This window comes from Bradyrhizobium sp. CCH5-F6, assembly GCF_001556045.1.
Taxonomy (GTDB): Bacteria; Pseudomonadota; Alphaproteobacteria; order Rhizobiales; family Xanthobacteraceae; genus Bradyrhizobium.
On record NZ_LSIC01000121.1, the window covers coordinates 213,694 to 239,951 of the forward strand.

Annotated in this window: 24 protein-coding genes; 17 read left to right on the plus strand and 7 right to left on the minus strand. The window is 63.1% G+C overall.

Annotated elements, in window-relative coordinates; genetic code table 11:
• Nucleotides 1-4: 4 nt before the first annotated feature.
• The 8 genes from AX729_RS21980 to AX729_RS22010 all read left to right on the plus strand — a co-directional run bounded on the left by AX729_RS21980 (nt 5) and on the right by AX729_RS22010 (nt 9,118).
• Entirely contained in the window at nt 5-862 is an 858-nt protein-coding gene (locus tag AX729_RS21980; protein WP_156457140.1) for a hypothetical protein, read from the plus strand.
• A 386-nt stretch (nt 863-1,248) separates the two neighbouring features.
• On the plus strand, nt 1,249-2,088 hold the full coding sequence (locus AX729_RS21985; protein ID WP_061026455.1) for an oxidoreductase: 840 nt from the start codon (nt 1,249-1,251) through the stop codon (nt 2,086-2,088).
• A 47-nt stretch (nt 2,089-2,135) separates the two neighbouring features.
• Nucleotides 2,136-3,116, plus strand: a complete 981-nt coding sequence (locus AX729_RS21990) for an AraC family transcriptional regulator (protein ID WP_349643763.1) — start codon at nt 2,136-2,138, stop codon at nt 3,114-3,116.
• A gap of 418 nt (nt 3,117-3,534) precedes the next feature.
• Complete coding sequence (locus AX729_RS21995) at nt 3,535-4,842, plus strand: cation:proton antiporter (RefSeq protein ID WP_061026457.1); 1,308 nt, start codon at nt 3,535-3,537, stop codon at nt 4,840-4,842.
• A 396-nt stretch (nt 4,843-5,238) separates the two neighbouring features.
• Nucleotides 5,239-6,681 (plus strand): cytochrome ubiquinol oxidase subunit I, encoded by a 1,443-nt coding sequence (locus AX729_RS22000; protein ID WP_061026458.1) that lies wholly within the window; start codon nt 5,239-5,241, stop codon nt 6,679-6,681.
• Entirely contained in the window at nt 6,678-7,688 is a 1,011-nt protein-coding gene (gene cydB / locus AX729_RS22005; protein WP_061026459.1) for a cytochrome d ubiquinol oxidase subunit II, read from the plus strand. Before AX729_RS22000 ends, cydB begins: the two co-directional genes overlap by 4 nt.
• A complete protein-coding gene (locus tag AX729_RS39835) occupies nt 7,688-7,807 on the plus strand; it encodes a DUF2474 family protein (RefSeq protein WP_156457141.1) in 120 nt (39 codons plus the stop codon). The genes cydB and AX729_RS39835 overlap by 1 nt, the downstream gene beginning before the upstream one ends.
• A 267-nt stretch (nt 7,808-8,074) precedes the next feature.
• Nucleotides 8,075-9,118, plus strand: coding sequence for a linear amide C-N hydrolase (locus AX729_RS22010; RefSeq protein ID WP_082770501.1), 1,044 nt, complete (start codon nt 8,075-8,077; stop codon nt 9,116-9,118).
• Nucleotides 9,119-9,145: 27 nt separating this feature from the next.
• On the opposite strand, the gene AX729_RS22015 is transcribed toward AX729_RS22010, so the two are convergent.
• Complete coding sequence (locus AX729_RS22015; protein ID WP_061026460.1) at nt 9,146-11,368, minus strand: DUF1565 domain-containing protein; 2,223 nt, start codon at nt 11,366-11,368, stop codon at nt 9,146-9,148.
• 451 nt (nt 11,369-11,819) lie between these two features.
• On the opposite strand from AX729_RS22015, the gene AX729_RS22020 reads away from it, so the two are divergent.
• Nucleotides 11,820-13,079 carry a serine hydrolase domain-containing protein gene (locus tag AX729_RS22020; RefSeq protein ID WP_061026461.1) on the plus strand — a complete coding sequence of 420 codons (1,260 nt, stop codon included), beginning with the start codon at nt 11,820-11,822 and terminating at the stop codon, nt 13,077-13,079.
• A gap of 146 nt (nt 13,080-13,225) precedes the next feature.
• Here AX729_RS22020 and AX729_RS22025 read toward each other — a convergent pair whose 3' ends face one another.
• A complete protein-coding gene (locus AX729_RS22025; RefSeq protein WP_061026462.1) occupies nt 13,226-13,627 on the minus strand; it encodes a hypothetical protein in 402 nt (133 codons plus the stop codon).
• A gap of 398 nt (nt 13,628-14,025) precedes the next feature.
• Between AX729_RS22025 and AX729_RS22030 the strand changes: the two genes are divergently transcribed.
• Entirely contained in the window at nt 14,026-14,688 is a 663-nt protein-coding gene (locus AX729_RS22030; RefSeq protein WP_061026463.1) for an SRPBCC family protein, read from the plus strand.
• Nucleotides 14,688-15,050 carry an ArsR/SmtB family transcription factor gene (locus tag AX729_RS22035; protein WP_061026464.1) on the plus strand — a complete coding sequence of 121 codons (363 nt, stop codon included), beginning with the start codon at nt 14,688-14,690 and terminating at the stop codon, nt 15,048-15,050. Before AX729_RS22030 ends, AX729_RS22035 begins: the two co-directional genes overlap by 1 nt.
• 31 nt (nt 15,051-15,081) lie before the next feature.
• Here the strand turns inward: AX729_RS22035 and AX729_RS22040 are convergent, their stop codons facing one another.
• Entirely contained in the window at nt 15,082-15,963 is an 882-nt protein-coding gene (locus AX729_RS22040; protein WP_061026465.1) for a LysR family transcriptional regulator, read from the minus strand.
• A gap of 148 nt (nt 15,964-16,111) precedes the next feature.
• Here AX729_RS22040 and AX729_RS22045 point away from each other — a divergent pair, with 148 nt between their 5' ends.
• Nucleotides 16,112-16,765 carry a hydrolase gene (locus AX729_RS22045; protein WP_061026466.1) on the plus strand — a complete coding sequence of 218 codons (654 nt, stop codon included), beginning with the start codon at nt 16,112-16,114 and terminating at the stop codon, nt 16,763-16,765.
• Between the two features lie 108 nt (nt 16,766-16,873).
• Here the strand turns inward: AX729_RS22045 and AX729_RS22050 are convergent, their stop codons facing one another.
• The gene (locus tag AX729_RS22050) at nt 16,874-17,371 is read right to left on the minus strand and encodes a peptide deformylase (protein WP_061026467.1); all 498 of its coding nucleotides are present in this window, start codon (nt 17,369-17,371) and stop codon (nt 16,874-16,876) included.
• A gap of 19 nt (nt 17,372-17,390) precedes the next feature.
• Entirely contained in the window at nt 17,391-18,308 is a 918-nt protein-coding gene (locus AX729_RS22055; RefSeq protein ID WP_061026468.1) for a LysR family transcriptional regulator, read from the minus strand.
• 123 nt (nt 18,309-18,431) lie between these two features.
• Between AX729_RS22055 and AX729_RS22060 the strand changes: the two genes are divergently transcribed.
• The 4 genes from AX729_RS22060 to AX729_RS22070 all read left to right on the plus strand — a co-directional run bounded on the left by AX729_RS22060 (nt 18,432) and on the right by AX729_RS22070 (nt 21,449).
• The gene (locus AX729_RS22060; protein ID WP_061026469.1) at nt 18,432-19,007 is read left to right on the plus strand and encodes a hypothetical protein; all 576 of its coding nucleotides are present in this window, start codon (nt 18,432-18,434) and stop codon (nt 19,005-19,007) included.
• On the plus strand, nt 19,004-19,561 hold the full coding sequence (locus AX729_RS41175; protein WP_245325309.1) for an alcohol dehydrogenase catalytic domain-containing protein: 558 nt from the start codon (nt 19,004-19,006) through the stop codon (nt 19,559-19,561). Before AX729_RS22060 ends, AX729_RS41175 begins: the two co-directional genes overlap by 4 nt.
• Complete coding sequence (locus AX729_RS41180) at nt 19,558-19,980, plus strand: zinc-binding dehydrogenase (RefSeq protein ID WP_245325311.1); 423 nt, start codon at nt 19,558-19,560, stop codon at nt 19,978-19,980. Before AX729_RS41175 ends, AX729_RS41180 begins: the two co-directional genes overlap by 4 nt.
• Before the next feature lie 248 nt (nt 19,981-20,228).
• Entirely contained in the window at nt 20,229-21,449 is a 1,221-nt protein-coding gene (locus AX729_RS22070; RefSeq protein ID WP_061026470.1) for an MFS transporter, read from the plus strand.
• A 57-nt stretch (nt 21,450-21,506) separates the two neighbouring features.
• Here AX729_RS22070 and AX729_RS22075 read toward each other — a convergent pair whose 3' ends face one another.
• Both AX729_RS22075 and AX729_RS22080 read right to left on the minus strand, forming a co-directional pair.
• Entirely contained in the window at nt 21,507-23,201 is a 1,695-nt protein-coding gene (locus tag AX729_RS22075) for a YHYH protein (RefSeq protein WP_082770502.1), read from the minus strand.
• Nucleotides 23,202-23,450: 249 nt separating this feature from the next.
• Nucleotides 23,451-24,329 carry a bifunctional helix-turn-helix transcriptional regulator/GNAT family N-acetyltransferase gene (locus tag AX729_RS22080; protein ID WP_061026472.1) on the minus strand — a complete coding sequence of 293 codons (879 nt, stop codon included), beginning with the start codon at nt 24,327-24,329 and terminating at the stop codon, nt 23,451-23,453.
• Between the two features lie 209 nt (nt 24,330-24,538).
• Between AX729_RS22080 and AX729_RS22085 the strand changes: the two genes are divergently transcribed.
• Complete coding sequence (locus AX729_RS22085) at nt 24,539-26,203, plus strand: acetolactate synthase large subunit (protein WP_061026473.1); 1,665 nt, start codon at nt 24,539-24,541, stop codon at nt 26,201-26,203.
• The last annotated feature ends 55 nt before the right edge of the window (nt 26,204-26,258 follow it).

Sequence of the window (26,258 nt, forward strand, 5' to 3'; positions counted from 1 at the left end):
GAGATTGGCCGGAGACGGGGCGCCGGTAGCGGGAGATATCTATAGCTTTCGCACATCGCCTTTGTCGGCGTTTGCCCCGCCGGAGACCGGTCGCTATGCGGCATTCAAGATTCTGGGCGTCAACGAAAGATATGTTGCTATAGCTGTGCTGGAGGGTATTTGGTCGACGCCTCCCAGCTTGAGCGTAGCCAATGAGGCGCTCATTCTTCATGAACATCGCTTTGCGCATACGGGTCGAAGGGCCACGTTCGGTGTCAATGTTGATTGGTGGACGCCGTCCGAACTCGACATTGTTTCCTTATTGGGACGCGGGAGATTGTCGGTTGAGGAAGAGGCGATAGGCGCGACGATTATTGGGTTTGGAATCGGATGTAGCTACTCGACCCTCCGTTATGCCAACCATGCAGCCGAAGGCGAGTGGCGGTGGGAGCACGATCGGGACGCGCTTATAGCCGAATCCGAGAAGAGCAAGGCGAAGGCCGCTGCCGAACGCGCTGCAAAGGAAGAACGATACCGAACGCGCCTTAAGAATCTCACTTGGGAAAAGCTGCTTGCCGAGACGCCATTCGAAAGATGGGTGCGCTCACCACCGTTCCCGCCGGCGGAATTCACCGAGGCTGCCCGAGAAACAATCTGCAACGCGTATCGTGAGCTTCGTGAATTGGGAACAAGGCCGCCGAAGGCGAGCGTGCGATCGATCCTTCGACGCTGTGTTGAATGGTTCAACGAAGCGGACAAAGCTGCCGGAGGAGTAATCGAAACCGAGGAGCGCGAGGACATTTGCGCGATACTAGAAGAGATGGCTTTCGTGGCGAAACAGAAGAGCCTCGTTGATGAGATCGGCAATTGGCGGGAATGGTGAGAATTGCGGGCCGTTGAATTCCGGCAGCAGCTGGAGTCGCTCTGATCTATATTGTGGCGTAGCCTGGTGAGCACAGCCCGTAGGATGGTAGAGCGCAGCGAAACCCATCGCGAGTGCCGACGAGTTTGACAGGTTTCGTTTGGCGTGGACTGAAGATCGTGACGCACAATGCGCGGGAGTTCGGTCGCGTCGGTGGCCTCGGGCTCGAGGACTGGCGTACCCCATAATCAGACGTCGAGGCTTGGGCTGCGCGCCGCCGCTGTCTAATCTTCAAAGGGATGTCCGCCCCCAAAGTTGGCGTAATCTGCCCAAGTCTTGGCGCCTTCCGTCAATGCCGCTGGTCCGGCGCTGGCCTATCTTCCTCGCACAAGCAAGGAAGGTGACACATGTTCGATCGCAACAAAAAATCCGCTCTCGTCACGGGGGCGTCGTCCGGAATGGGCAAGGAGATCGCAAAGCGGCTGATGGCCGACGGCTACCAGGTCTATGTGGCGGCCCGGCGAGTGGCCGAAATGGATGACCTGAAGGCGCTCGGGGCGCATCCGCTCCGCATGGACATCGCCAGCGAGGCCGATATCGTGGCGGCGGTCGATGCGATCACGGCGCAGACGGGCGGCGTGGACGTATTGGTCAACAATGCCGGCTTCGGCCTCTATGGGCCGATGGAGGAGATCGGTTTGGACGAGGCGCGATATCAGTTCGAGGTGAACGTCTTCGGCCCCGGCCGGCTGACGCAACTGTTGCTGCCGGCGATGCGTGCGAAGAAGGCTGGCCGGATCATCAACATCACGTCGATGGGCGGCAAGATCTACACGCCTCTGGGCAGTTGGTACCATGCGACCAAGCATGCCCTCGAGGGCTGGTCCGATTGCCTGCGTCTCGAACTCGCCCCGCTGGGCATCGAGGTGGTCGTGATCGAACCCGGCCTGATCGAGACGGGATTTGGCGACGTGGTGGCGGATGGCCTGCTCAAGCGTTCCGGCACCGGACCCTATGCGGGGCTGACCCGCGCGGTCGCGGCCGGAACCCGCGACACCTATGCCAAGGGACGCACCAGCCATCCGCGCGTGATCGCGGATGTCGTCGGCACGGCGGTCGCCGCCGCCCGTCCACGCACCCGCTATGTCAGGGGCAAGTTCGGCGCGCTGCTGATCGCGATGCGCACATGGCTGGGCGACCGCATGTTCGATCGCATCCTCCTCAGCCAGCTGCCGAAGGGCGCCTGAGCGTCATGCGGCCCGCTCCCGCTGACCGGTGCAAGGTGCCGCATGGATTGTGGAATGCGGTGAAGGCGATCGGCATCCCGCCCTCGGCGCTGCTGCGCCAGGCGCGGCTGCCGGTCACGCTCTCCCAAACCGGGGAAGGCATCACGACTGCGCAGTATTTCGCGCTGATGCGGGCGCTGGAGACGCTGTCCGACGATCCTGCGGTTGGCCTCAAGATCGTGCGCAGCGCCGACACGGCGGTCCATCCGCCTTCCACCCTCGCCGCCTTTTATGCCCGCGATCTGCGCGACGGGCTCGAACGGCTGGCACGGTTCAAGCGGCTTTGCACGCCGGAGACCCTGGAGGTCACCGAAGGTCTGGATGGGGGACGGCGCAGCTGCACCGTGGGAATGACATGGTTTCACGCCAGCGAGGCCGAGCCGTCGGTGAGTGTGGACGCAACCTTTTCCACGCTGATGGAGCTGGCACGCCGTGGCACCGGGACCGACGTGCGCCCCTTGCGCGTCGATCTCGCCCGGCCCGGCAAGCGAAGCGCTGTCCACGAGAGCTATTTCGCCGCGCCGGTGCGGCTCGGCGCGCCGCGCGACCTCCTCGTGCTCGACGCCGCCGATCTCGACCGGCCGTTCCCGGGCCACAACCCTGAAATGCTCGCCATGCTGACGCCGGCGCTGGGCAGCGCGCTCGAGGAGATGCAGGCGCGGTCGCTGAGTGAACAGGTGGTCCTCGAACTCAAGCGCAGCCTGCCAAGCGGTCGACCGGACGTAGGCGAGGTCGCCCGCAGGATGGGCATGAGCGAGCGGACGTTGCAACGTCGGATCACCGAGGAAGGCCGCAGCTTCCGCGAGCTGCTGGTCGAGGCCCGGCGGGAGCTCGGTCTCCGCCTTCTCGGCGACGCAGCCCTGGAGCTCGACGAGATCGCGTTCCTGCTCGGTTACCAGGACGCGACCTCGTTTCATCGCGCCTTTCGCGAGTGGGAAGGCGTCACGCCCGGACGTTGGCGGGAGCTCCGCTCCAATGGCGCCACTTAGACGACGCACATCTTGGCTGCTGCGATCTATATCCTAAGAAGCAAGGTAATCTGAGCAGGCTCGGTAAACCCAAGTCTTCGCCCGAGTTCGACTGAGTTTGTAAAGCGTCTTACGCATATCTCCTCGAAGGCACATTGGGCAGAGCGAGCTCGTCCTTGCGGCTTTTCGCCCTGAGGGTCTTTTGCCGAATCTGCTGGAAGAGCGCGTGAGCCTCTCGCCATGATCCGCGATCTGAGGCCATCGCAGAAAGTCGCTGCAGCGTCTCGCCCATCCTTGCACGCACTCTCGAAAACGGCGAGCATTTCGAGCATTGCCGAGATGATGTCAGTCGGATGAGTACGCATCGGCCTTTCCCCGGAAAAGGCCAGAATAACACTCCGGGGGTGAACCGTTCGCAGCCCTGCGGCGTTGAAGGACGGTGCAACTCTCCTCCTTTGCCCCAGACCCATACATCCTGATCCTGACGGGAGCGGGCCTGCTGATCGCGCTCGTCGCTTGGCTGCCGCTCGCCCTCAAGCGGCTGCCGCTGTCTCTGCCGATCGTCTGCATCGGGATCGGGGCTGCGATCTTTTCGCTGCCGGCCGTCACGCTCCGGCCACTGCCGCTCGATTACCCCGACTTCACCGAGCGTTTCACCGAGTTCGTCGTTATCATTGCGCTGATGGGGGCCGGCCTAAAGCTCGATCGCCCGTTCAGTTGGCGAAAGTGGAGCGTAACCTGGCGGCTGCTGGCGATCACGATGCCGATCGGAATCCTCGCAATCACCGCATTGGGAGGGTGGATGCTGGGCCTGTCCTGGGTCGCGGCTCTGCTGCTGGCGGCAAGCCTTGCACCGACCGATCCGGTGCTGGCGTCCGACGTTCAGGTCGGGCCTCCCAAGACCGGGGAAGAGGATGAGGTTCGCTTCGGGCTGACGTCCGAGGCGGGCTTGAACGACGGCTTCGCCTTTCCGTTCGTGCATCTCGCGATCGCCCTCGGCTTGGCGACGACAACGGGGAAACCCTGGGCTGGGCAGTGGCTGCTCCACAATGTGCTGTGGGAGATTGGCGCCGGACTCATCGGTGGCTGGCTCATTGGTCGGCTGTTCGGCTGGCTCACGTTCCACGTTCCCGCCGACACGAAGCTATCGAGGACGGGAGACGGCCTCATCGCGATCGCTGCCACGTTCGTTTCTTACGGCGTGACCGAACTGATCCACTGCTACGGCTTTCTTGCCGTTTTCGTCACCGCACTGACGCTACGCCGGTCGCACCGCGATCACGAATTCAACCGGCAAATGCACGACATCACCGAGCAGGTCGAGCGGCTGGCCATGATGGTCCTGCTGCTGCTGTTCGGCGGGGCGCTGGTCAACGGCTTGCTGCGCCCGCTCCAACTGGTGGATGTGGCAGCCGCGGCGGCGATCCTGCTCATCATCCGGCCGATCGGCGGGTTGATTGCGCTGGCTGGATTCAAGGCTCGCTTTTCGGAGAAGATAACGCTGGCCTTTTTCGGGATCCGAGGCGTGGGCTCGTTCTACTATCTGGCCTATGGACTCAACCATATGGAGTTGACCGTTGGCGAGCGGTTGTGGGCGATCGTTGGCCTGGTAGCGCTGCTTTCGATTCTGCTTCACGGACTGACGGTCACGCCGGTCATGCGACAGCTCGACAGGAGTCAGGGGCGGGATCCAGACGCCGATGACGCGGCGCCACCGCCAAGCCGTCGGGAACCGGCGTCAGCGTAGGACGGGCGGATCAGCGTTCGGTTGGTTGTAGATCGCGGATCTGACACGATAGCGTCGGCTCCTGAGGGGACGGGCCGCTCTTGGCAGTGCTTGCCAGGATAGAAGAGCCTTATCGCTGGTACAGGCATCCTCACGCGATCGAACGAGGCGCGGCAACGGCAGTTCCGAAGCCGCGAGAATGCATTTGCGCTTCAATTTCAACTCAGCTCGGGACTGCAGACCGTGCGGGGGGTAGGACATTCAGGCATCTTGAGACCGTAGTGTGTCAACGATACGTTCCAAGGACGGTGCCCGCAGAATGCTTAAAACTCTCGACATCTGATGATCGAGGCAGCTGGAACCAGCGCAGGTTGAAAGCAGTGGCTGCGGGCCGCAATTGATGTCGGGGGCGGAGCTATGTCCGACTTACTGCCCAGTGCCTTGGATCTTGCGCGCTTTCAGTTTGCCTTCACGGTGGTCTGGCACTTTCTGTTTCCGGCCTTCACAATCGGACTGGCGAGCTATCTTGCCGTGCTCGAAGGTCTGTGGCTGTGGACAGGTCGCGGCGCCTATCTCGACACCTATCGCTATTGGCTGAAGATTTTCGCGGTCGCCTTCGCCATGGGCGTCGTGTCCGGTCTGGTGATGTCATATCAGTTCGGGACGAATTGGTCGGTCTTCGCAGACAAGACGTCTCCGGTGCTCGGGCCGCTCCTTGGCTACGAAGTGCTGACGGCATTCTTTCTCGAGGCCGGCTTTCTGGGCGTCATGCTGTTTGGCCTTGGCCGCGTTGGACCGCGCCTGCATTTCGTCGCGACATGCTTCGTGGCGGGCGGCACGTTGCTTTCGGCCTTCTGGATTCTTGCGGCGAACTCCTGGATGCAGACGCCGACGGGACATGCCATGGGGGCGGACGGCCAGTTCATTCCCGAGAGCTGGCTCGGGATCATCTTCAATCCGTCGTTCCCTTATCGATTCGCCCATACGGTGACAGCGGCTTACTTGACGACCGCGATGATCGTGGGGGCGGTCGGTGGCTGGCACCTTCTTCGGGACAGGATGAACGAACGCGCCCGCATCATGTTTTCGATGGCGATGTGGATGGCTACGATCGTGGCGCCGCTTCAGCTTTTGATCGGCGACCTGCATGGCGTGAATTCGTACCACCACCAGCCGGCCAAGGTCGCGGCCATGGAAGGCCACTTCGAAACCGAACGCCGTGCGTCCTCGATCCTGTTCGGCATGCCGGATGCCGAAGCCGGGGTAACGCGCGGCCAAATTGCCATTCCTGGCTTTGCGAGCCTTTACCTCACCCATAGCCTTGATGGAGAGGTCAAGGGACTGAAGGCGTTCCCGAAGGACACCTGGCCCACCAACATTCCACTCGTCTTCTGGGCGTTCCGGGTCATGGTGGGTCTCGGAATGTTGATGATCGCTTTGGGCGCGACCTCGCTCATCCTGCGTTGGCGCGACCGCTTGTATGACTCGCCATGGCTGCACCGCTTTGCCGTGGCCATGGGACCCTCCGGGCTCATTGCGGTGACGGCCGGATGGACGGTCACAGAGGCCGGCCGACAGCCTTTCACCGTCTATGGACTCCTCAGGACCGCGGATAGCGTCTCGCCGATCGCCGCGCCCGCCGTGGCCGCATCGCTTGCTGCATTCATTGTCGTGTACTTCATCGTGTTCGGCGCAGGCATCGCCTATCTGTTTCACCTCTTCCGCCAGACGCCTGAAGCCGGCGAGCACGGACCGCCGCAAGGCCAGCCGGTGCGCACGGCCGGTATCACGCCGGCGCCAGGGCTGGTGGATCGCGAGACGGGCAGAGCAGAACCGCGGCCGGCGGGGATCAGGCCATGAGCATCGACCTCACATTGATTTGGGCCCTGCTGATCGCCACAGCCGTATTTCTCTACGTGGTGATGGACGGCTTCGACCTCGGCGTGGGCATCCTGTTTCCGGCCGAGGTGGCGAGAGCGGACCGCGATGTCATGGTCAATTCCGTGGCACCGGTCTGGGATGGCAACGAAACCTGGCTCGTCCTCGGTGGTGGCGGATTGTTCGCCGTGTTTCCATTGGCCTACGCGACGATTTTCCCCGCGCTATACATACCGCTCATTCTGATGCTGCTCGCGCTGGTGTTTCGCGGCGTGGCGTTCGAGATGCGGTTTCGCGCGCGGACTTCCGCGGGTGAAATGTGGTGGGATCGCGCCTTCTCGTGGGGCAGCTTTGCGGCTGCGTTCCTCCAGGGCGTCTGCCTTGGCGCCATCGTGCAGGGCATCCGCGTGGAGGGGAGGGCTTACGCCGGCGGTTGGTGGGACTGGCTGACGCCTTTTTCGATTCTGACCGGTGTTGCCCTGGTTGCCGGCTACGGCCTGCTGGGCGCGTGTTGGCTGGTTTGGAAGACGGATGGCGCGCTTCAGGCACGCTGCCGCAACTATGCACGCGTTCTCGGCCTTGCGACGCTCGGATTCATCGCCGTCATATCACTGATGATGGTGATCCAAAGCGCGGCGTTCCGCGCGCGATGGCTGACGCTGCCGAACATGCTCTACGCAGCACCCGTGCCGATTCTCCTGGCCCTGCTGGCATGGCGCTTTCATCGCGCGCTGGGCAAGGGCGAGGATGTGGTGCCTTTCCTGTGCGCGCTCGGCTTTTTCCTGCTGTCCTATATCGGGCTGGGGATCAGCATGTGGCCGATGATCGTGCCGCCTTCGATCACGATCTGGCAGGCGGCCACGCATCCCAGCAGCCAGTTGTTCCTGCTCGTCGGGGCGGCGGTGCTGGTGCCGGTGATCCTTGTCTATACCGGCTACGTGTACTGGATATTCCGCGGCAAGGTGCGGCACGGCGAGGGATATCACTGATGCTGCGTGTGTCTCGAACCTGGCAGCGGTTGCTGTGGTTCGTCGCGCTCTGGGCGGCAGGCGTGATCACGCTGCTGGTGATCGCCATGCCGATTCGATGGCTGCTGAAGGCATCGTAAGACAAGCGATGCCTGAGTGTCGGTAGCGCGGGTTCATCCTTCACAACAACCACCGCAAAGCGCAACAGCCCCTGCGGCGCAGCGGGGTGCGCCAATTGCTCGTCCTGTCATTCCCCGGCGCGGCTTGTCGCCGCTGAATCGATTGCGGAGGGGCATTCGTCCCGTTGCCGGCATGTTGCGCGAAGGCCTTTGCGTTTGACTTACCTCATTGTGACGATCATTCAATCTGGCAGGTGTTTCCTATCGATTCAGACAACAGGTTGACTCATGAAGAAGGGCCACATCTTTGGGCGGGTGCTGTGTGCCACCCTCGTACTGACGAGCGTGGCCGCCGAGGCCTGCACGCGGTTCATCTACGAGACCGGCAACAAGACCTATATCGTTGCCCGCTCGATGGACTGGATGGAGGACCCCAAGACCGACCTTTGGGCATTCCCCCAGGGCATGGCGCGTGACGGAGGCGTCGGCCGTGGCTCCGTCGCCTGGACCTCGAAATACGGATCGGTGGTCGCATCCTTCTACAATCTCGCGACGGTCGAGGGCATGAACTCCGCCGGCCTCGTCGCCAACACGCTTTATCTCGTCGAGACCGATTACGGGGACGCCAAGGCGTCCGGCAAGCCGCTGATGTCGGTCGGGGCCTGGACTCAATATGCGCTCGACAACTTTGCGACCGTCGCCGAGGCCGTCGACGCCCTCGCGCGCGAGCCCTTTGCGATTGTCGCGCCGGCGCTTCCCGATGGCAGCGCCGCAGGCGGACACCTGTCCCTCGCGGACGCCTCGGGCGACAGCGCCATCTTCGAGTACGTGAAAGGCAAGCTCGTCATTCACCACGGCCGATCCTACACGGTCATGACGAACTCTCCGACCTTCGACCAGCAACTGGCGATCTCGACCTATTGGAAAAACATCGACCGGCTCTCGTTCCTTCCCGGCACGATCAATTCCTCCGATCGCTTCGTTCGCGCGAGCTGGGCGCTCCAGTATGCGCCGAAGGAGAAGGACAGCAGGTTGGCGGTGGCCACGTCCTTCTCGATGATCCGCGCCATCTCCGTCCCGCTCGGGCTCGCGGAGAAAGGCAAGCCGAACATCGCCGGGACCATCTGGCGCTCCGTCTCCGACAGTCAGGCCAAGCGATACTACTTCGAGTCTTCCTACAATCCGTCGATCTTCTGGGTTGATATCGCCAAGCTCGATCTCGCGGCTGGCTCCAAGCCCCGCCGTCTCGATCTTTCGAGCCGACCGATCTACGCGGGAGAGGTGTCGGACAAGTTCTCGGTGGCCGAACCGTTCAAGTTCCTGTCTCCCTGACAGGCGCAGCGCAGGGGGGCCGTGGCGCTATTTTCCTCCTGACGGCGCCGGGCTGTGCACCGAGTTGGCCGGATACGTCGAGCTCGTGATCGTCAGCGTGCTTGCATCGAGGTTGTAGATGCTGGCCCCATCGCGGGCCTTGTTGTTCGAGAAGGTGGATTGGCTCACCTCGAGGATCGTCGCCTCCAATTGCGAGGCGCGGCTGATCTCGTAGATGGCGCCACCCTGGTGGCGAGCCCTGTTACCCGTGAACCGGGTTTTGGCGTAGCTCACATGAGAGCCGTAGTCCTCATAGGTTGCGCCGCCATCCTGATGAGCGTTGTTGCCGACAAATGAGCACGTCTGGCAGACGGCGACGACACCCTCGCGGTTGACGTTTGCCCCGCCATAGACCGCCCGGTTGCCTTCGAAAACGGTATCCGAAATGGTGAGGTTGGCCTTGCCGAAGGCGTAAATCGCACCGCCTTCAAGAGCCTCGTTGTGCTCGAAGCGGCAATTCTGGAGGGTCATCTTGAACCCAATCGCAGCTTGCCGCGGCAGAAATTTCTTGCCGGCGTGATAGGCGAGCAATCCTCCGCCCTTGCCGTTGTAAGTCGATCCGAGCGCGCGGCCGTCACGCAGCGTCAGACCGTCCAGCACTGTATTGTCGGCGCCATAGAGCACGTGGGGATAGTGATAGCCATCCTTGGCGGCCTTCGCGCTCAAGATCGTCCGCGCGCCCGAGGCGGGCCGCTGCTCCAGAGCGGTTTCAGTTCCGGCAAAGCCGCCGTACAGCTTGACGCCGTCGTAGAGAGTGAAAGCTGCAATTCCGTCGTTCTTCCTGGCGGGCCGATACGTGCCTGCCTTGATCCAGACCGCCGCATTCGAAACCGACGCCAGGTCGATGGCCGCCTGCAGATCCGAGAACGCGGTCGCCCAGGAAAGCCCGTCCTGAACTTTGGCGGGCCTGTTGGGGGTGACATGGATGACGGGCGCGGAGACGGCTTTACGGGTCACGCTCGGCCGCGTGTACTCACCGTGATACTCGACCGCTCCGTCGTTCTTCACATAGAGTTGGACGAGCTTCTCGATCAAGCCATTCTTCAACAGGAGCTCGCCGTTCAATCCCGGCTGATAGCCACGTCCATATGTCGGCGCAGACTTGAGCTCGCTGGGCGCCAACTGTCCCTTCAGATTGCTGATCGGAATGAATTCGGCCAGCGGCAACGTCTTGCCCGGAGGAACCGACGAGCCGACCTCCGATACAATGTCTTCATGCCAATTGTAGACGTTATCGACGATGCTGCGGATGAGGATCGGATTGCTGTTCGCACCGGTCCCCTGGTAGAGGCCCGGTCCCAGTTCGCTGCTTGCCTTGTTGTCGACGATCGTCACGTTGACGAGCAGTGGCGCCGCGCCGCCATCGTTGCCGACACCGCCGGCGCTGACCGCCGAATTGCGCGTGAATAAGGCGTTGAAGACGAGAGGCGAGGCGGCAAAGTCGTTGTAGAGGGCGCCGCCCTTGTCGTTGCTGCGGTTGCCGATGAACCGGCAGTTGATGAAGCGCGGCATCGCGCCGAGGTCGTTGCTCACGCCGCCGCCGCGCAGTTCCGCCACGTTGTCGATGAAGTCGACGTTGATGAAAGTCGCTTGGTCGGCGCCGGGCTTATGCACGTTGTAAACGGCGCCACCCTTCGGAGAATAGTTGCTCCTGAAAATGGTGTTGCGCACGACGGGGCTGGTCATGAAATTCCTCATGCCGCCGCCGACCACCATGTCGTTCTTGAGGATGTCGGCGGGTACGAGGTGCATGCGCGGGACGTCGGTCCCATAAGCATCCGAGACCGTGAATCCATCCAGAATGGCCCGATCGGCCCCCATGATGATGGTTTTCGTGTTCTTTGTCTTGTCGCCCTTGCCGATATCGCCGCTGAGAACGGTCACGTTCCTTCGGAAGTTTCTTTGCTGCCGCGCCGTTTCGGTACCGGCGAAACCTCCATAGACGGCCACGTCCTCTTTGAGCACGAAGGACTTGGTCTGGTCGCTCGCATCGGGATGATAGGCGCCGCGCGCCACCCAGATTTCGTCGTCCTTGGAGGCCGCCGCCAGCGCATCCTGGAGAGACCGGAACGCCGTCTTCCAGGCACGCCCGTCTCCCGCAGACCTGCTTTCGTGATTCACGTACCAGATTTTCCCGGATGCAGCCTGTGACACGCCCGAAGCAAGAGCCACGACGATCACTGCGAACAAGGCCGAGAAAATGTACTTCATCGTCGTTCCTGACAGATGGTTGACGCGACGCGTGCCCAGGGGGCGCAGCTTGACGGAGCAAGATCGTCGCCGACTGGCGGGTAAGATGCATATTGAGCAGACTCGTGCCTGCACGATTCTGCGACGGATCACAATGTGCGGTAGCGCCGACACGCGCTCGACCTCGATCGTTCGCGTTGATGTGAGTCAATGCAGCGTCATCGCCTGATGCGCGCGATTCGGATGTGACCTGGTCTGTGGATCCGGTGCTGCGCGCCGCTGGCGGCTGTCGCAAAACACGTTTGTTGACGGCGGCGGCCCATCGCCGTCCACGCGATCTGCGGGCGCGTGGCGCAAAGCAAAAGTCTGACCGCGACCCTCGTCGCCGCGTAGCTGCCCAGCGCGCGGGCGAGATGCCTGCTACGCTCTTCCATGCTACGACGTCAGCATTGCCTCTCTGGAGCAACCGTTGATGTCCTCCGTGCCTAACACCGCCGGGCTACCTGCCACCTCTGCCTCTACCGATCCCGAAGCCCTCGGCTGGATGCGCGGCTTCCCGCCGTCGCCCGATCGCACCATCACCTTCCAGGACGGATCGTTCCGCAGCTTCCCCGAGTTGCGGTGGGCCTGGAGCAACATCCGCCAGCTGGTGCCGACCGTGAACGTCTGGCGCGGGGCAGGGCCTGCCTCGGTGCTGCCGCGGGAAGACCACGACATCGGCGCGGTCGCCTCGACCACGATGGACGGCCGGCCCATGACCTTCGCAAAGATGCTGGAGGAGACGTATGCCGACGGCATCGCCGTGCTGCATCGGGGCAGGCTGATCTATGAGCGCTATTACGGCGCGTTGAAGCCGCACAAGCCGCATATCGGAATGTCGGTGACGAAGTCGTTCACCGGCGTGCTCGCAGGGATTCTGGTCGCCGAAGGCAAGATCGATCCGCAGGCACAGGTCGCGGACTACGTGCCGGAGCTGAAGGCGAGCGCATTCGGCGACGCGCGCGTGCACGAGGTCATGGATATGACCACGGGGCTTGCCTACACCGAGGTCTATACCGACAAGAATTCGGACGTGTGGGGCCTGCGGCGCGCCAACGGCATGGCGCCGATTCCGCCCGACTATGACGGCCCGACCACCATCTTTGATTTCCTCATCTCGCAAAAGAAGCAGGGCGAGCACGGCAAGGCTTTTGCCTACAAGACCGTCAATACCGACGTGCTGGCCTGGATCATCCGGCGCGCCAGCGGCATGACGCTGTCCGATTTTCTGTCCGAGCGCATCTGGCAGCCGATGGGTGCGGAGGAGGATGCGCATTACCATGTCGACCGCATCGGCACCGAGAGCGGCGGCGGCGGTCTCTCCACCACGCTTCGCGATCTTGCGCGCTTCGGCGAGACCATGCGCAATCACGGCCGCTTCAACGGCCGCCAGATCGTGCCGTCACAGGTTGTCGAGGACATCGCGAGCGGCGGGGACCCCGAGAAGTTCAAGCCGGCCGGCTACACCACGCTGCCGGGCGCCTCCTACCGCAATCAATGGTGGGTCACGCACAACGCCCACGGTGCCTACATGGCGCGCGGCGTCTACGGTCAGGGCATCTACATCGATCCCAAGGCCGAAATGGTGATCGCGCGCTATGCCTCGCATCCAATGGCCGGCAACGCCGCCAACGACCCCGTCACGCTGCCGGCCTACATGGCGCTGGCGAAGGCACTGATGGCGGGCGGGTAGGAGGAGTCGCGCTTGCGCCACGCACTCGCTGTCACGCTCTGGCAGGACCGCGGCATCGCGTCACGGCCGTCTGCGACTAGATGGAGTCGCCACGGAGAAGGGGCGATCGAAGGCGGCGTTGTCGCGAACCTGCCCCGAGAGTTTGGCTATGATATCGGCCACTTCACCCGCCACCACAGCGCGACGACCACGCAAAGATCGATCAAAAGATGGATGGTCAGGGATATCCAAGGCGGGTTGGCCGTTGCCACCAGCTCCTTGATCGACAATTTGAACGGGCTGGTAGCTGACTCCATGAAGGCAGAAATGTCCCTTTGCAGCTGTCGATTGATCGTGAGTCCCTGATACAGCAGACTCCAATGTCCGACTGCGAATGCCAGGAAGCCACAAGTCACAGCGAGGGCAACGGTGGCCGGCAAGGGTGAGGCGGAAGTTCCATACCCCGCAGCGGCGAAGGTTGCCACGACGTAGACTGTCCACAAATTATTGATGGTTGTCGTTTGCTGAGAAAAAAGCGCGACGGCGTGGTTGAGCTCAAACTTATCCATTTGGCGGCTCCGCTCATCTGAAGGTAATCGCAGCCTTGAACGGTCTGCTGGTTCGGACGGGTGAGACAAAACTTCCAAAGCAGTATGGCTGGCCTGTCTTCTGATGATACACCGTTCGGTAGAGGGAAGGGAGGTGGCGCGTAAGACGTGTATCGCTCAGCGCGTCGGAGGAGGCGGGAGATCAGCATGAAGTCTCCCTAAAGGCCTGCCGAAGTCCCGCAGTTCGACGCCGTCTCGTCGCTCGTATGACATCCTCGGTGTTGCCGGACAGACCGCCGCCTCGTTGCCGCTGCGGCGGATCAATCGGGCGTTTCGATGCTGCGTCAGAATATTAGTATGGACTTATATTAGTGTAAATCGATATTCAGGGATCGAACGAAACGTTCGGGAGGAATGCCATGGAAATCGACGTGGCCAAGGTGCTGGGACTTGTTGCGCGTTCAGTGCGCAATTTCGACAAGGACGGCAAGCCGGCGAGCGTGGTGACGCTGACGCGGCTCTACGACACTGGCGTCGACGATCTCTGGGACGCGGTGACCAGCCGGGAATGCATTCCGCGCTGGTTCGCGCCGGTCGAGGGAGAGCTCCGGCTCGGGGGAAGGTACCAGATCAAGGGCAATGCAGGCGGAACCATCACAGCCTGTACGCCGCCGAGCCATTTCGCGGCAACATGGGAATTCGGCGGCGCCGTGAGCTGGATCGACGTCAAGCTGACCGCGGAACGAAGTCAGGCGCGTTTGACGCTTGAGCACACCGCGATCATCGAGGATCATTGGAATCAGTTCGGCCCCGGTGCGGTCGGCATCGGCTGGGACCTCGCGCTTGCAGGACTCGAACGATATCTTGCGACCGGGGCGTCGGTCGACCACGAGACGGCCGAGGCGTGGATGGTCTCGCCCGAGGGCAAGGACTTCATGACCACGAGCGGGGAATATTGGCGTGCGGCGCACGTCGCAAGCGGGGTCGATCCTGACGAGGCGAAGCAGCGCTCGGACCGCACCATCGCCTTCTATCGCGGCGAGACGCCGCCCGACATCGTTCATCCCGGCACGGGAAGCTGATGCACGTCTTCGAAGTCCTCGCCGATCCCGTGCGCCGCCGCATCCTCGAGCTGCTGGCGTCGAAGGAGATGGCGTCCGGCGAGGTCGTCGAGGCGATCGGAGCCGAGTTCGGCATCACCCAGGCGGCCGTCTCGCAGCACCTCAAGGTGCTCAGGGAGAGCGGCTTCGCAACCGTTCGGGCGGAGGCGCAAAAGCGTCTCTATTCGGTCGACCCCGCCGGACTTCAGGCGGTGGATGCATGGGTCGGGCAGTTCAGGAATTTCTGGGAGCCGAAGCTGGATGCACTGGCAACCGAGATCGCGCGCGGCAAGCGCGAGCGTCGCAAGGCGCCGATCGCCAGGCGCAGCGGGAAGAGGGCTTGAGCTGATCGCGATACCGGAGTGAGGCGCGAGGTTACGCAAGAGGCGGAGCCGGGTCGCAATACTCGATCAGCAACTCGGTGAGGACCCGTATCTTCCGCGCGGGATGCAGGCCTGGGGGGCGAACGACATAAGCACCCGCCGGAGACGGGGGAAATCGGGTCATGACCGGCACGAGCGCGCCGGAGGCTACGTATTCATGGGTGAGCCTGTCGGGAAGATAGGCGACCCCAAGTCCTGCCAGCGCAGCAAAAACCAGAGCTGTGCCGTTGTCGGCCTTGAAGCGCCCCTGCGGACGCACCGTGACGATCTCGTCGCCATCCATGAGTTGCCACGTTTCTGTGCCCTGCATCAGGGCTTCGTGGGCGAGGAGTTCCTCCGGCGATTCAGGCGACCCATGGGCCTTGATGTAGTCAGGGCTGGCGAGAAGCTTCCCATAGACGGGACCGACGCGCCTTGCGATCAGATTGGAGTCCTGAAGATGGCCAACTCGTATCGCGCAATCATATCCTTCTGCGACGAGATCGACGAAGCGATCACCGTAGCAGGTCTGGATCTGAAGATGGGGATGGCGCCGGCCCATTTCCGCCAGGATGGGAGCGAAGTGGATCGGGCCGAAGGAAAGCGGCACTGCGACGCGCAAGCGGCCGCGCAGTTCTCCGGCGGGCAGAACTGCTTCCTTTGCTGCCTCGATCTCGGCGTGGACTCTGGCTGCATGGTCTCGGAAAGTGACGCCGGCCTCCGTAAGGGCAGCCCCGCGGGTCGTTCTTGCAAGCAGTTGAACGCCAAGCTCCGCTTCAAGCCGGAGGAGCCGACGACTGACGATCGATTTGGCGACGCCCAGCCGTGTCGCGGCGGACGAGATCCCCCCGGCGTCGGCGATTTCGACGAACGTCCGTATCTCTTCAATATCCAATTCAGCGTTCCTCATTCGGCGACACAGCGTGCCGCGACCTGACACTACCGTATCGCATCCGGGACCATCAATCTCGCACCGGGCTACGTCGCTGTTGGCGTACGTCTCCGAACCAGTGCCGCTCACAGCGGCAGTAAAGGATGCAACGATGACTTTTCGTAACGGCCTTGCTTCGCTCCTTCGTCCCGAAGACTCCGTCCTCGTTCTGATCGACCACCAGCCGTACCAGCTTGCGAACGTGAACAGCCACGAACCCCAGATGGTGATCAACAATACGGCTGGGCTGGCCAAGGCCGCCAAAGCCTTCGGTGTTCCCACCATCCTGACCACGGTGATTGCTGAACGGGGTGGTCTTCTTTTTCCTCAGATCACCGACGTTTTCCCTGGCCAGGAAGTGATCGACCGGACGTTCATCAACACCTGGGAGGATCGCAAGGTGGTGGATGCAGTCAAGGCAACTGGCCGCAAGCAGCTCATCATTGCTGGCCTGTGGACCGAAATTTGCGTTGCGATGCCGGCGATTCAGGCTCGCGGCGAAGGCTGGGACGTCACGGTGGTCACCGACGCCTCTGGCGCCGTTTCGGTGGAGGCCCACCAGGTTGCAATCCAGCGCATGATCGCGGCGGGCGTGAATATGATGACCTGGCTGGCGGTCGCGGCCGAATGGCAGCGGGACTGGGCTCGGATCGATCAAGCTGCCGCGCTGACGGAGGTGATCATCCAGCATGCCGGCGGTAGCGGCATCGCATACCTGTGGGAGCAGCAGCTGCTCAACACGCCCGTTCCCGCCAAGGCCGGATGATCTGAGCGTGTGAGGCGCCAGCGGCTGCGCGAAAGCGAGGGCCGCTGGCGCCGTCCATCCGTCTGGCTTTCGGCGCTGGCGGGTAGCGAATTCATTTGGCTGATCCCCTCAAGGTCTGTGCATCTTCTCGTACTTCTTCACCAGCCGCTCCCGCTTCAGCCGCGACAGCCGCTGGATCCAGAACATGCCATCGAGCTGGTCGATCTCGTGCTGGTGGCACACCGCGCGCAAGCCATCGGATTCTTCGGTCCGCGCGTTTCTATCGAGATCCTGGTAGCTGATCCGCACCCGCGCATGGCGCTGCACCTCGTCGTTGACCCCGGGCATCGAGACGCTGCCCTCGCGGTGCATGATCATCTCGGGCGATGCCCATTCGATTCGCGGGTTGACGTAGGTCTGCGGGCCGGCCTTGGCGTCGAGCTCCAGCACGACGACGTGCAAGGGCACGCCGATATGCGGCGCGGTGATGCCGATGCCGGGCGCAGCGCGCATGGTGTCGAGCAAGTCCTGCGCAAGTTCGCGCAAGCCATCGTCGAAAGCGGTGACGGGGCGGGCAGGGGCCATGAGCCGACGGTCGGGATAGCGGATGATGGGGCGGATGGTCATGATGCAATTGGCTTCGGTACTACGCCCACACCGGCGGCGACCCGATTGAATCCCGCAACGCGGCAGTCAGGATCGTCAGTTTGGCGGACGGCTGGGCGAGGGCACGCAACAGATAGACGCCGGCCTTCGCCTCATTCCACCGTTCGTCGTCGAGCGGAATTCGTGTCAATGAACCGGCGCGTACATCTGTCCCGACGACCCAGTCTGCCAGGAATGCGATGCCGATGCCGGCGAGTGCCGCGAGCCGCATCGCTTCGAAGTCGTCGCATCGAAACACGGCTTGCGGCCCGGGCGCTGCGCCCGCGGGGTGGCCAAGCACGTCCGTCCAGCCCAGCAGGTCGGCGCCGTGCAATTTGTCGATCAGCCGATGGCCGGTGAGGTCTTTCGCTTCGGTCGGTGTGCCGTGACGATCGAGATAGGCAGGCGTGGCGACCAGCAGTCTGTTCTGCGATGCCAGCTTGGTCGCGATGAGGGTGCTGTCGGCAAGTTCGCCGATCCGGATCACGGCATCGAGCCGCTCCAGCACGGGGTCAGCGAGCCTTTCCGTGAGATCGAGCTCGACCGTGAGGCCGGGATGATCCCGCATGATCGTTTCCAGGGTGGGGATCACATAGCGCTTGCCAAAGGTCGGAAAGCAGGCAAGGCGAAGAACGCCAGCGACCGCACCGTCGAAAGCGGCGATCTCGGCGTGCGTGTCGGCCAGGTCGTCGAGCAACCGCTGCGCGCGTTCGAACAGTCGTTCTCCGGCATCGGTCACCGCGAGGGCGCGGGTCGAGCGCACCAGCAGCGGCACGCCGACACTGTGCTCCAGCGCGTCGATCTGCCTGACGATGGCCGAGGGCGTCACACCGCGATGACGCGCGGCGCTGGAGAAACTCCCGCCACGAACCACGTCAACATAGATGGCCAGATGTTCCGCAAACCGCGGGTCTTTCATCTTTGCGCCTTTCGCAAAAGGGTTTCGAGCTCAACGTTCATTATCATCATCCCTCAGAAGCCGTATCTCCTCTCTCGAAGGCGGGCCTTACCGGCCCAAGCCATTGAATGGAAAGAGATTATCATGAAGGTTCTCGATCGCATCCTGTCGCAATCGGCCTATACCGCGGTCATCGATGTGCCGCTCGACCGAGTGGACATCGCCGAATGGCTGTTCACGCTCTCCGAAGCCGAATATCTGCGCTGCTGCCCGCCTGATCACATTGCGGCCGGCGTCAGCACCACAGACGACGGACGCCGCATGATGATCAACGTCGAGCAGATCGGCACCGGGCTGGTCATCCAGCACTACGTCGCGGAAGAGGCCGGCAAGACCTACTGCCGCATGAATTCAATCTCGGACGTGTTTACGACAAATGGCCGGACCCAGGTCAACGTGATCTGGGAGCTGAAGGCCGAAGCCATCGATGAAGGGCGAACACGTTACACGAACAGCGTCACGGCACACCCGACCGATGTCTTCATGGCATTCCTGGACAAGCACGGCATTTCCTTCGAAGACGCCGCCAACGCGCGCCAAGCGGCCGGAAGCGACCACAATCGCCGCGAGACCCCGTTGTTTGCCGCCAGCATCGCGCGGCGCGCCAAGTCCCATGCGAAGGCCCATACGAAGGCCCATACGCAGGAGCAGGCAAAGTGAAAGGCATCGTCTATGACGGTTTCGGTCCGGCGGAGGTTCTCCGCCTGGCCGAAGTGCCGAGGCCGGAGGTTCGTCCCCACGACCTGCTGGTGCGTGTCAAGGCGGCAGGCGTCAACCGCGCGGATATTCTCCAGCGAAACGGCGCCTACGGCAATCAGAGCTTTGGCGAGAGCACCCTGCTTGGCCTTGAACTGGCCGGTGAAGTCGTTGGCGTCGGCGGCGAAGTCGACGACGTCTCGATCGGGCAGCGTGTGATGGCGATCGTCGGCGGGGGCGCGTATGCCGAATTCGCCCGGGTCGACCGTCGCATGGCGATCAGCATTCCAGACAACGTCTCGTTCGTCGAGGCCGCGGCGATCATGGAATCATTCGTTACGGCCGTCGAAGCGGTCTCGCATGTTGCCGGCGTCGGGCAAGGTCAAACCGTCCTGGTTCACGGTGCCGCGGGAGGAGTGGGCTCCGCCTGCGTGCAGGTCGCCCATGCGCTGGGCGCCACCGTCTACGCAACGGCGAGCGCTTCGCGGTTGTCGCGAGCATCGGAGCCGCCGTTGTGATCGACTATCGGGCCGACGATTTCGAAAGCGTCGTCGCGAGGCTTACCGATCATCGCGGCGCTGACGCCGTGATCGATTTCGTCGGCGGCGATTACCTGCCGCGCAACCTTCGCAGCCTTCGGCCTGGCGGAACCCTTGTTCAAGTCGGCATTTTGAGCGGCCAGCACGCCCCCTCGATTCCGCTCAACCTTCTGCTCCACAACCATTTGCACTTGGTGGGCACCGTCATGAAATCGCGAGGTGTGGAGGAGAAGCGGGCGATGGTCCGTCGTTTCTCCGAAGGGTTCTTGCCGCTGTTTGAGTCGGGTGGGCTGAAACCGTTGGTCGACCGGGTGTTTCCGCTGGAACGCGCCGCCGATGCCCATCGCAGCGTGGAGCGGGGCGGAGGATTTGGAAAGGTTGTCTTGGCGGTGGATTGAGCGCGGGCAGGGGTGGATGATGACATTGTGCCGGTGTTTTGCCCGACGTGTCAAAACTGCCGTCCCGGCATTCGTACGCTGCCGGCATCGTAAGTCATTGATCCCGCAGCGGCCGCCTACTGTGCATGGGGTTGTTTTCAGCTTTTTGCTGGCAGGTGACAAGAGTTGCGGCAAAAATGATGTGAGCCTGTCGGTCGGCGTAGTTCCCATTCGTCTTTCACCCAAGACAGACCAGACGGGAGACCGAAATGCCTTCTTCCAACTATCGCTGGGTGATCGTCGCGGCCGGTGGGCTGCTCGGCTGCGTCGCGGCCGGCGGCATGTTCTCTCTGCCGGTGTTCCTGCAGCCGATCGCGAAGGACACGGGCTGGTCGGTGACCGGCATTTCCAGCGCGATGACGATCGGCTTTCTGGCGATGGCCTTTACCAGCATGGCCTGGGGCGCGGCGACGGACCGGTTCGGGCCGCTGCCGGTGGTGCTGACGGGATCGACCGTGCTGACGCTCAGCCTGTTCGCCGCGAGCCATGCGACCTCGCTTCTGGTGTTCCAGGTCGTGTTCGGCCTCCTGGTCGGCGGCTCCTGTGCGGCGATTTTTGCGCCGATGATGGCGACCGTCACCGGCTGGTTCGATACAAATCGCAGCCTCGCGGTGTCGCTGGTCTCCGCGGGCATGGGCATGGCGCCGATGACGATGGCACCGCTCGCGGCCTGGCTCGTCTCCGGCCACGACTGGCGGACCTCGATGCAGATCGTCGCGCTCGTGGTCGGCGCGATCATGATCCCGGTCTCGTTCCTGGTCCGCCGTCCGCCGGCGCTGGCGCATGCCGCGGCCGCACCGGCGGGCGAGGGCGCTGCGCAAGGCGAGATGTCGATGGGCGAAGCACTGCGCTCACCGCAATTCCTCATTCTGCTTGCCACCAACTTCTTCTGCTGCGCGACCCATTCCGGCCCGATCATCCATACGGTCAGCTATGCCGTGAGCTGCGGCATCCCGCTGGTCGCGGCGGTGACGATCTACAGCATCGAGGGGTTTGCGGGCCTCGGCGGGCGCATCGCCTTCGGACTGATGGGCGACCGTTTCGGCGCCAAGCGCGTGCTGGTCTCGGGGCTCCTGCTGCAGGCGTTCGGCGCGCTCGCTTACGTCTTTGCGCATCAGCTCACGACGTTCTATGCGGTCGGCGCCATCTTCGGCTTCATCTATGCCGGCACCATGCCGCTCTATGCCGTCCTCATCCGCGAGAACTTCCCGCTCAAGATGATGGGCACGGTGATCGGCGGCACCGCGATGGCCGGCAGTCTCGGCATGGCGACAGGCCCGCTCGCCGGTGGCCTGATCTACGACGCGTTCTCCAGCTACGCCTGGCTCTACGTCGCGTCCTGGGCGATGGGCCTTGGTGCCTTCCTGATGGCGATGATGTTTCGGCCCTTCGCAAAGCCGCAGGCCGAGGCGGCGCCGGCAACGGCGTGAGCTGGCGTTCCGGAACGATGCGCGATGCATCGCTTCGCCAATGCATCGAGGCTGCCGTTACTCCCCGGCCAGCACCTTCTGCCAGGTCGGGATCACGGCACCTGTCTGCAGCTTGCCGTCCTCTCCTTTTCCGAGAATGCCGAGATCGAACACAGGCTTGTACGTTGCCCGGTTGTCGGTGAGATATTTGGCCTTCACCTTGTCATCGAGCGTGGCATTGAAGGGATCGACGACGCCCCGGTACTGGATGCCGATGAAGTAGGGGAAGGCGGCCTTGCTCAGGCGCGTGCGGTCTGAAACCTCGGCGCCGAATGTCGCGACGTAGTGATACACGGCGCGGTTTTGCCCTGGAACAAAGCTCTCGATGCCGTTGTAGAAATCGAGGTCGCCATAGCCGGAGACGAATTCATAATCCTCCGCGAAAGAGCCGGTCTTGGCATTGAACAGAAACTTGTCCTGGTCCGCTATCTGATAGCTGACGGGCAGGATCGACTGGCCGATGTCGGCCCCCCACAAGTCGGAGGATTTGAGCAGGTAGTTGCGAACCACGGCGCTCTTGCCGTTCGGGAGCCTGACACCGGCTTCCCAATAGACATAACCCTGACCGTCGCGCTTGAGGCCCTTCCTGTCGCTGAGCGCCTTGATCTCGCCCGCGAGTTTGGCGTCGTTTCCGCTATACCGCACGGGGCCTTCCGTAGCCTCGTCGGCAAGGAGCATATCCGCTTTCGCCTTCTGGAACAGATTGACGAGGCTCGCGCCGGTGTCGTTGCCGCGATCCCAGTTGCGCACCGCCCATTCGGGCATGGAGCTGCGGTGGCCGGTGCCGCCCTTGCCGGTTTCGATCCAGTCACGCTTCACATAGCTCGACCGCAGCGTCTTGATCCCGGAGGTTTTGTCCAAGGATGCGTATCCCAGCGGTCCGTAGATCGGGTAGCTGTCGATGGCGTAGCCGACGATCCTGGAATGCGCGCGCGACCCGAGCGCAAAGGGGTCCTTCAACCGTTCGAGCAATTCACGCGACATCTGGTGGTTATGAAAGATGCCGCGGCTCTTGGGGAATTGCGGCAGGTCGCTCGGCGTCGCATGCGAAATGTCCGAATTGACGATCGTGGCTTCGGCAACGTTCGCGTCATAGGCCCACGCGCCCTTGTTATTGTAGGAAAACGTGTCGGTATAGTTGAAGATGCTGACGCCGTTGACGAAGATGCCGATGGCTCCTTTCGAGGCGAACGCATGCAGGGCTGCGGTGTCGGGTTTCGGTTCGGCGGAGATCTTGTAGACGCCATAGATGTTGCCGGGCTTGAAGCCGGCGAACAGCTTCGGCGTTTCCATCGTGTAGTCGGGAATACCGGTGACGTAGACCAGGGCGTGGTCGAAATTACCGGCGAGTTCCAGCCCGACGACGTCTGCGGGGATGCGGGAGACGACCTTGCCCCAGACGGGTGTGTCGCTGTTGGCGAAGCACGGCCTGGCCTTGTCGGTGTTGACCCAGAGATTCGAGACGACGCTCGTCCAGATCGGTTTGGTCTGAAGGTCCGCGAATGCCGTCCCGTCGTTGTAGGGCGCGCTCAGTCTCTTGACGATCTTGCTGCTGAGGAAGGTCGCGGTCGGACAGGATGTCGTCTTGCCATGTCCGCGAGGCGCGGTGTCGTGGGCGGAGGCCGGCCATGTGAGCGCTGCCGCACAGATATTGCTGCATGCCAGTATCGTCATTCCCATCGATGGCCGGCGGGGGCGGAAGCATGCAGTCATTCAAATTCTCCAGACACGATGCACCTCTTGGTCCGAGGCGTGCGACGTCACAGCACCATGAGGCCAGACGGCCGGTAACCGGCTCTGCGCGATGGAAGTCGTCATGATTTCGGAAGGCGCCGTCCCCGCCTGATTCGATGCGCATTATGCAACAAGGCGGCTAGGCTGGCAGAGGTTTTTGATCGCGTGCCGCCGGGCGGCGCATGCCCGAGCAGACCGCGACCGGGCGCGCGCTTTGCAATGGCAGGTCTACGTCGCCAGCCGCTTCTCGAAGAACAGGTCCGGATAGGGATCGTCGTTGAAGCGGGGGATCTCACGCCAGCCCGTGCTGCGGTAGAGCTGGCCGGCCTCGGGCAGCGCGCTGTTGGTATCGAGGCGCAGCAGCGCGATGCCGAGCTCGTGCGCGGCGTTCTCGGCCGCGTCCATCAGGCGACGGCCGAGCCGCAATCCGCGGGCGGCCGGCGCGACCCACAGACGCTTGATCTCGGCGTAGCCGCGATCCGTGCCCTTCAGCCCGACACAGCCGATCGGCAGCGTGTCCGACATCGCGACGATGAACGTGCCGCGCGGCCTTCGCATGTCCTTGGCATCGGGATCGCGCGAGAGCGAGACATCAAAGCCCTGTTTGAAGCGGCGGCCGAGCTCGGCATAATACTCACCAAGGCAATAGCGCGCCTCATCGCTCTGCGGGTCGATTTCGTTCAGCGCAACGCGCTCGCGCGTCAGCGCCGAGGCGATCAGATCCATCGCCGCCAGCAGCGCATCGCGTTGCGAATGCTGCGCAAGCAAGCCCTCGGCCTGCGCGTTCGACAGCGCTTCATAGGCTGCGAACTCGCGCCGGCCCGTGCGCGTGAGCTTTGCCACGCGACGTCGCGCATCATCCTCATGCGCGGCGGTCTCGACCAGCCCTTCCTCCTCGAGGCTGCGGAGCAGCCGGCTCATCAGCCCGGAATCGAGGCCGAGATAGTCGCGGATCTCCGCCACGTCGGAGCGGCCGTGCCCGATCGCGTTGAGCACGCGCGCCGCACCCAGCGGGCGGCCGCGTCCGAGGAACGAGCTGTCGAGCGCACCGACGGCAGAGGTGACCGCACGATTGAAGCGGCGAACGCGGGAGACGGCATCAAGCATGATGTCTGACTTTAGTCAGATATATTCCCGTGTCAATTGCGCCCGGCAGCCGGCAGGGCGAGCACGATGCTGGACCATGATCGACGGCTATCCGCGCGAGAACGACCCGTGCGTCTCGAAGCCGCCGCGCGCCTCTTTGTGAGTTGTGCTGCAGCTGCGGACCGCTACGATCGATCCTCGCAGGCGGCAAACAAAGACCGGGAGGCGGCATGAGCGCGCAGGACCATAAAGTGAAGGGATCGGACCTGTTCGTCGCGGCGCTGGAGAACGAAGGCGTCGATCGCATCTTCGGCGTTCCCGGCGAAGAGAATCTCGATCTGGTCGAATCGCTGCGCACCTCGAAGATCGAGCTGATCCTGACCCGCCACGAGCAGGCCGCCGCCTTCATGGCCGCAACGCATGGACGGCTGACAGGCAAACCCGGCGTCTGCCTGTCGACGCTCGGCCCCGGTGCGCTCAATCTGTCCACGGGCGCGGCCTATGCGAATCTCGGTGCGATGCCGATGATCCTGATCACCGGCCAGAAGCCGATCATGAGCAGCCGGCAGGCGCGGTTCCAGATCGTCGACGTGGTCGCGACCATGAAGCCGCTAACGAAGCTATCGCGGCAGATCGTCAACGCCTCCAGCATCCCGACCGTGGTGCGCGACGCCTTTCGCGTGGCGATGGAGGAGCGGCCGGGCCCGGTCCATCTGGAGCTGCCTGAGGACATCGCCGGCGATGAAGTGCCTGATGTCCCCGTGGTTCCGGTCCATCCGATCGAGATTCCGGTCGCCCATCGTGCCGCGCTCGACCGCGCCGCGGAGATGATCCTGGCCGCAAAGCGTCCGTTGGTCATGATGGGGGCTGCGACGAGCCGGCCGCGGTCGACCCATGGCATCGCCAGCTTCGTGCGGCGGACCGGCATTCCGTTCTTCACGACACAGATGGGCAAGGGGACCGTGCCCGGCGGCACCAACCTCTACATGGGCACTGCGGCGCTGTCGGAGCGCGATTACATCCATGACGCGATCGACGCCGCCGACCTGATCGTCGCCATCGGCCATGATCCGATCGAGAAGCCCCCCTTCATCATGGGCCCCGCGGGGCCGAAGGTCATTCACGTCAGCTACACGCCAGCGAGCGTCGAGCAGGTCTATTTCCCCGATGCCGAGGTCGTCGGGGACGTCGGCCCGAGCCTGGAGCTGCTGGCGGATCGGCTCGAAGGCAAGCTGCCGCAGGCCGCGGCGCTGCTCCCGCTACGCGAAGAGATCCTGAGGCATATCGCCGATCGCGCCACCGAGGCGCGCTGGCCACCGACGCCGCAGCGCATCGTGCACGACATCCGCCAGGTGATCCCGGAAAACGGCATCGTCGCGCTCGACAACGGCATGTACAAGATCTGGTTCGCGCGCAACTACCGAACCCGCGTCGCCAACACGCTGTTGCTCGACAATGCGCTGGCGACGATGGGCGCCGGCCTGCCGTCGGCGATGATGGCCGCCATGCTCAATCCCGGCTGCCGTGTGCTCGCGGTCGCCGGCGACGGCGGCTTCATGATGAACAGCCAGGAGATGGAGACCGCGGTCCGTCTCAAGCTCAATCTCGTCGTGCTGGTGCTGGAGGACAAGGCCTACGGCATGATCCGCTGGAAGCAGGCAGTCGATCATTTCGCCGATTACGGCATGACCTTCGGCAATCCCGACTTTGTCCTGTACGCCAAGGCCTATGGCGCCAAGGGGCACCGCATCGAGACGATCGACAGTTTTGCCCCGACGCTGGATGCGGCCTTCAGGGAAGGCGGCGTGCATCTCGTCTCGATCCCGATCGACTATTCGGAGAATGTGCGCGTGCTCGTGGACGAATTGCGGGCGCATGAGACAACGAAGGCGTGATTGATGAAGCGGAGCTGTCGCGGCATCGCTCGCGATGACGGAGGTCTGGGCGGGC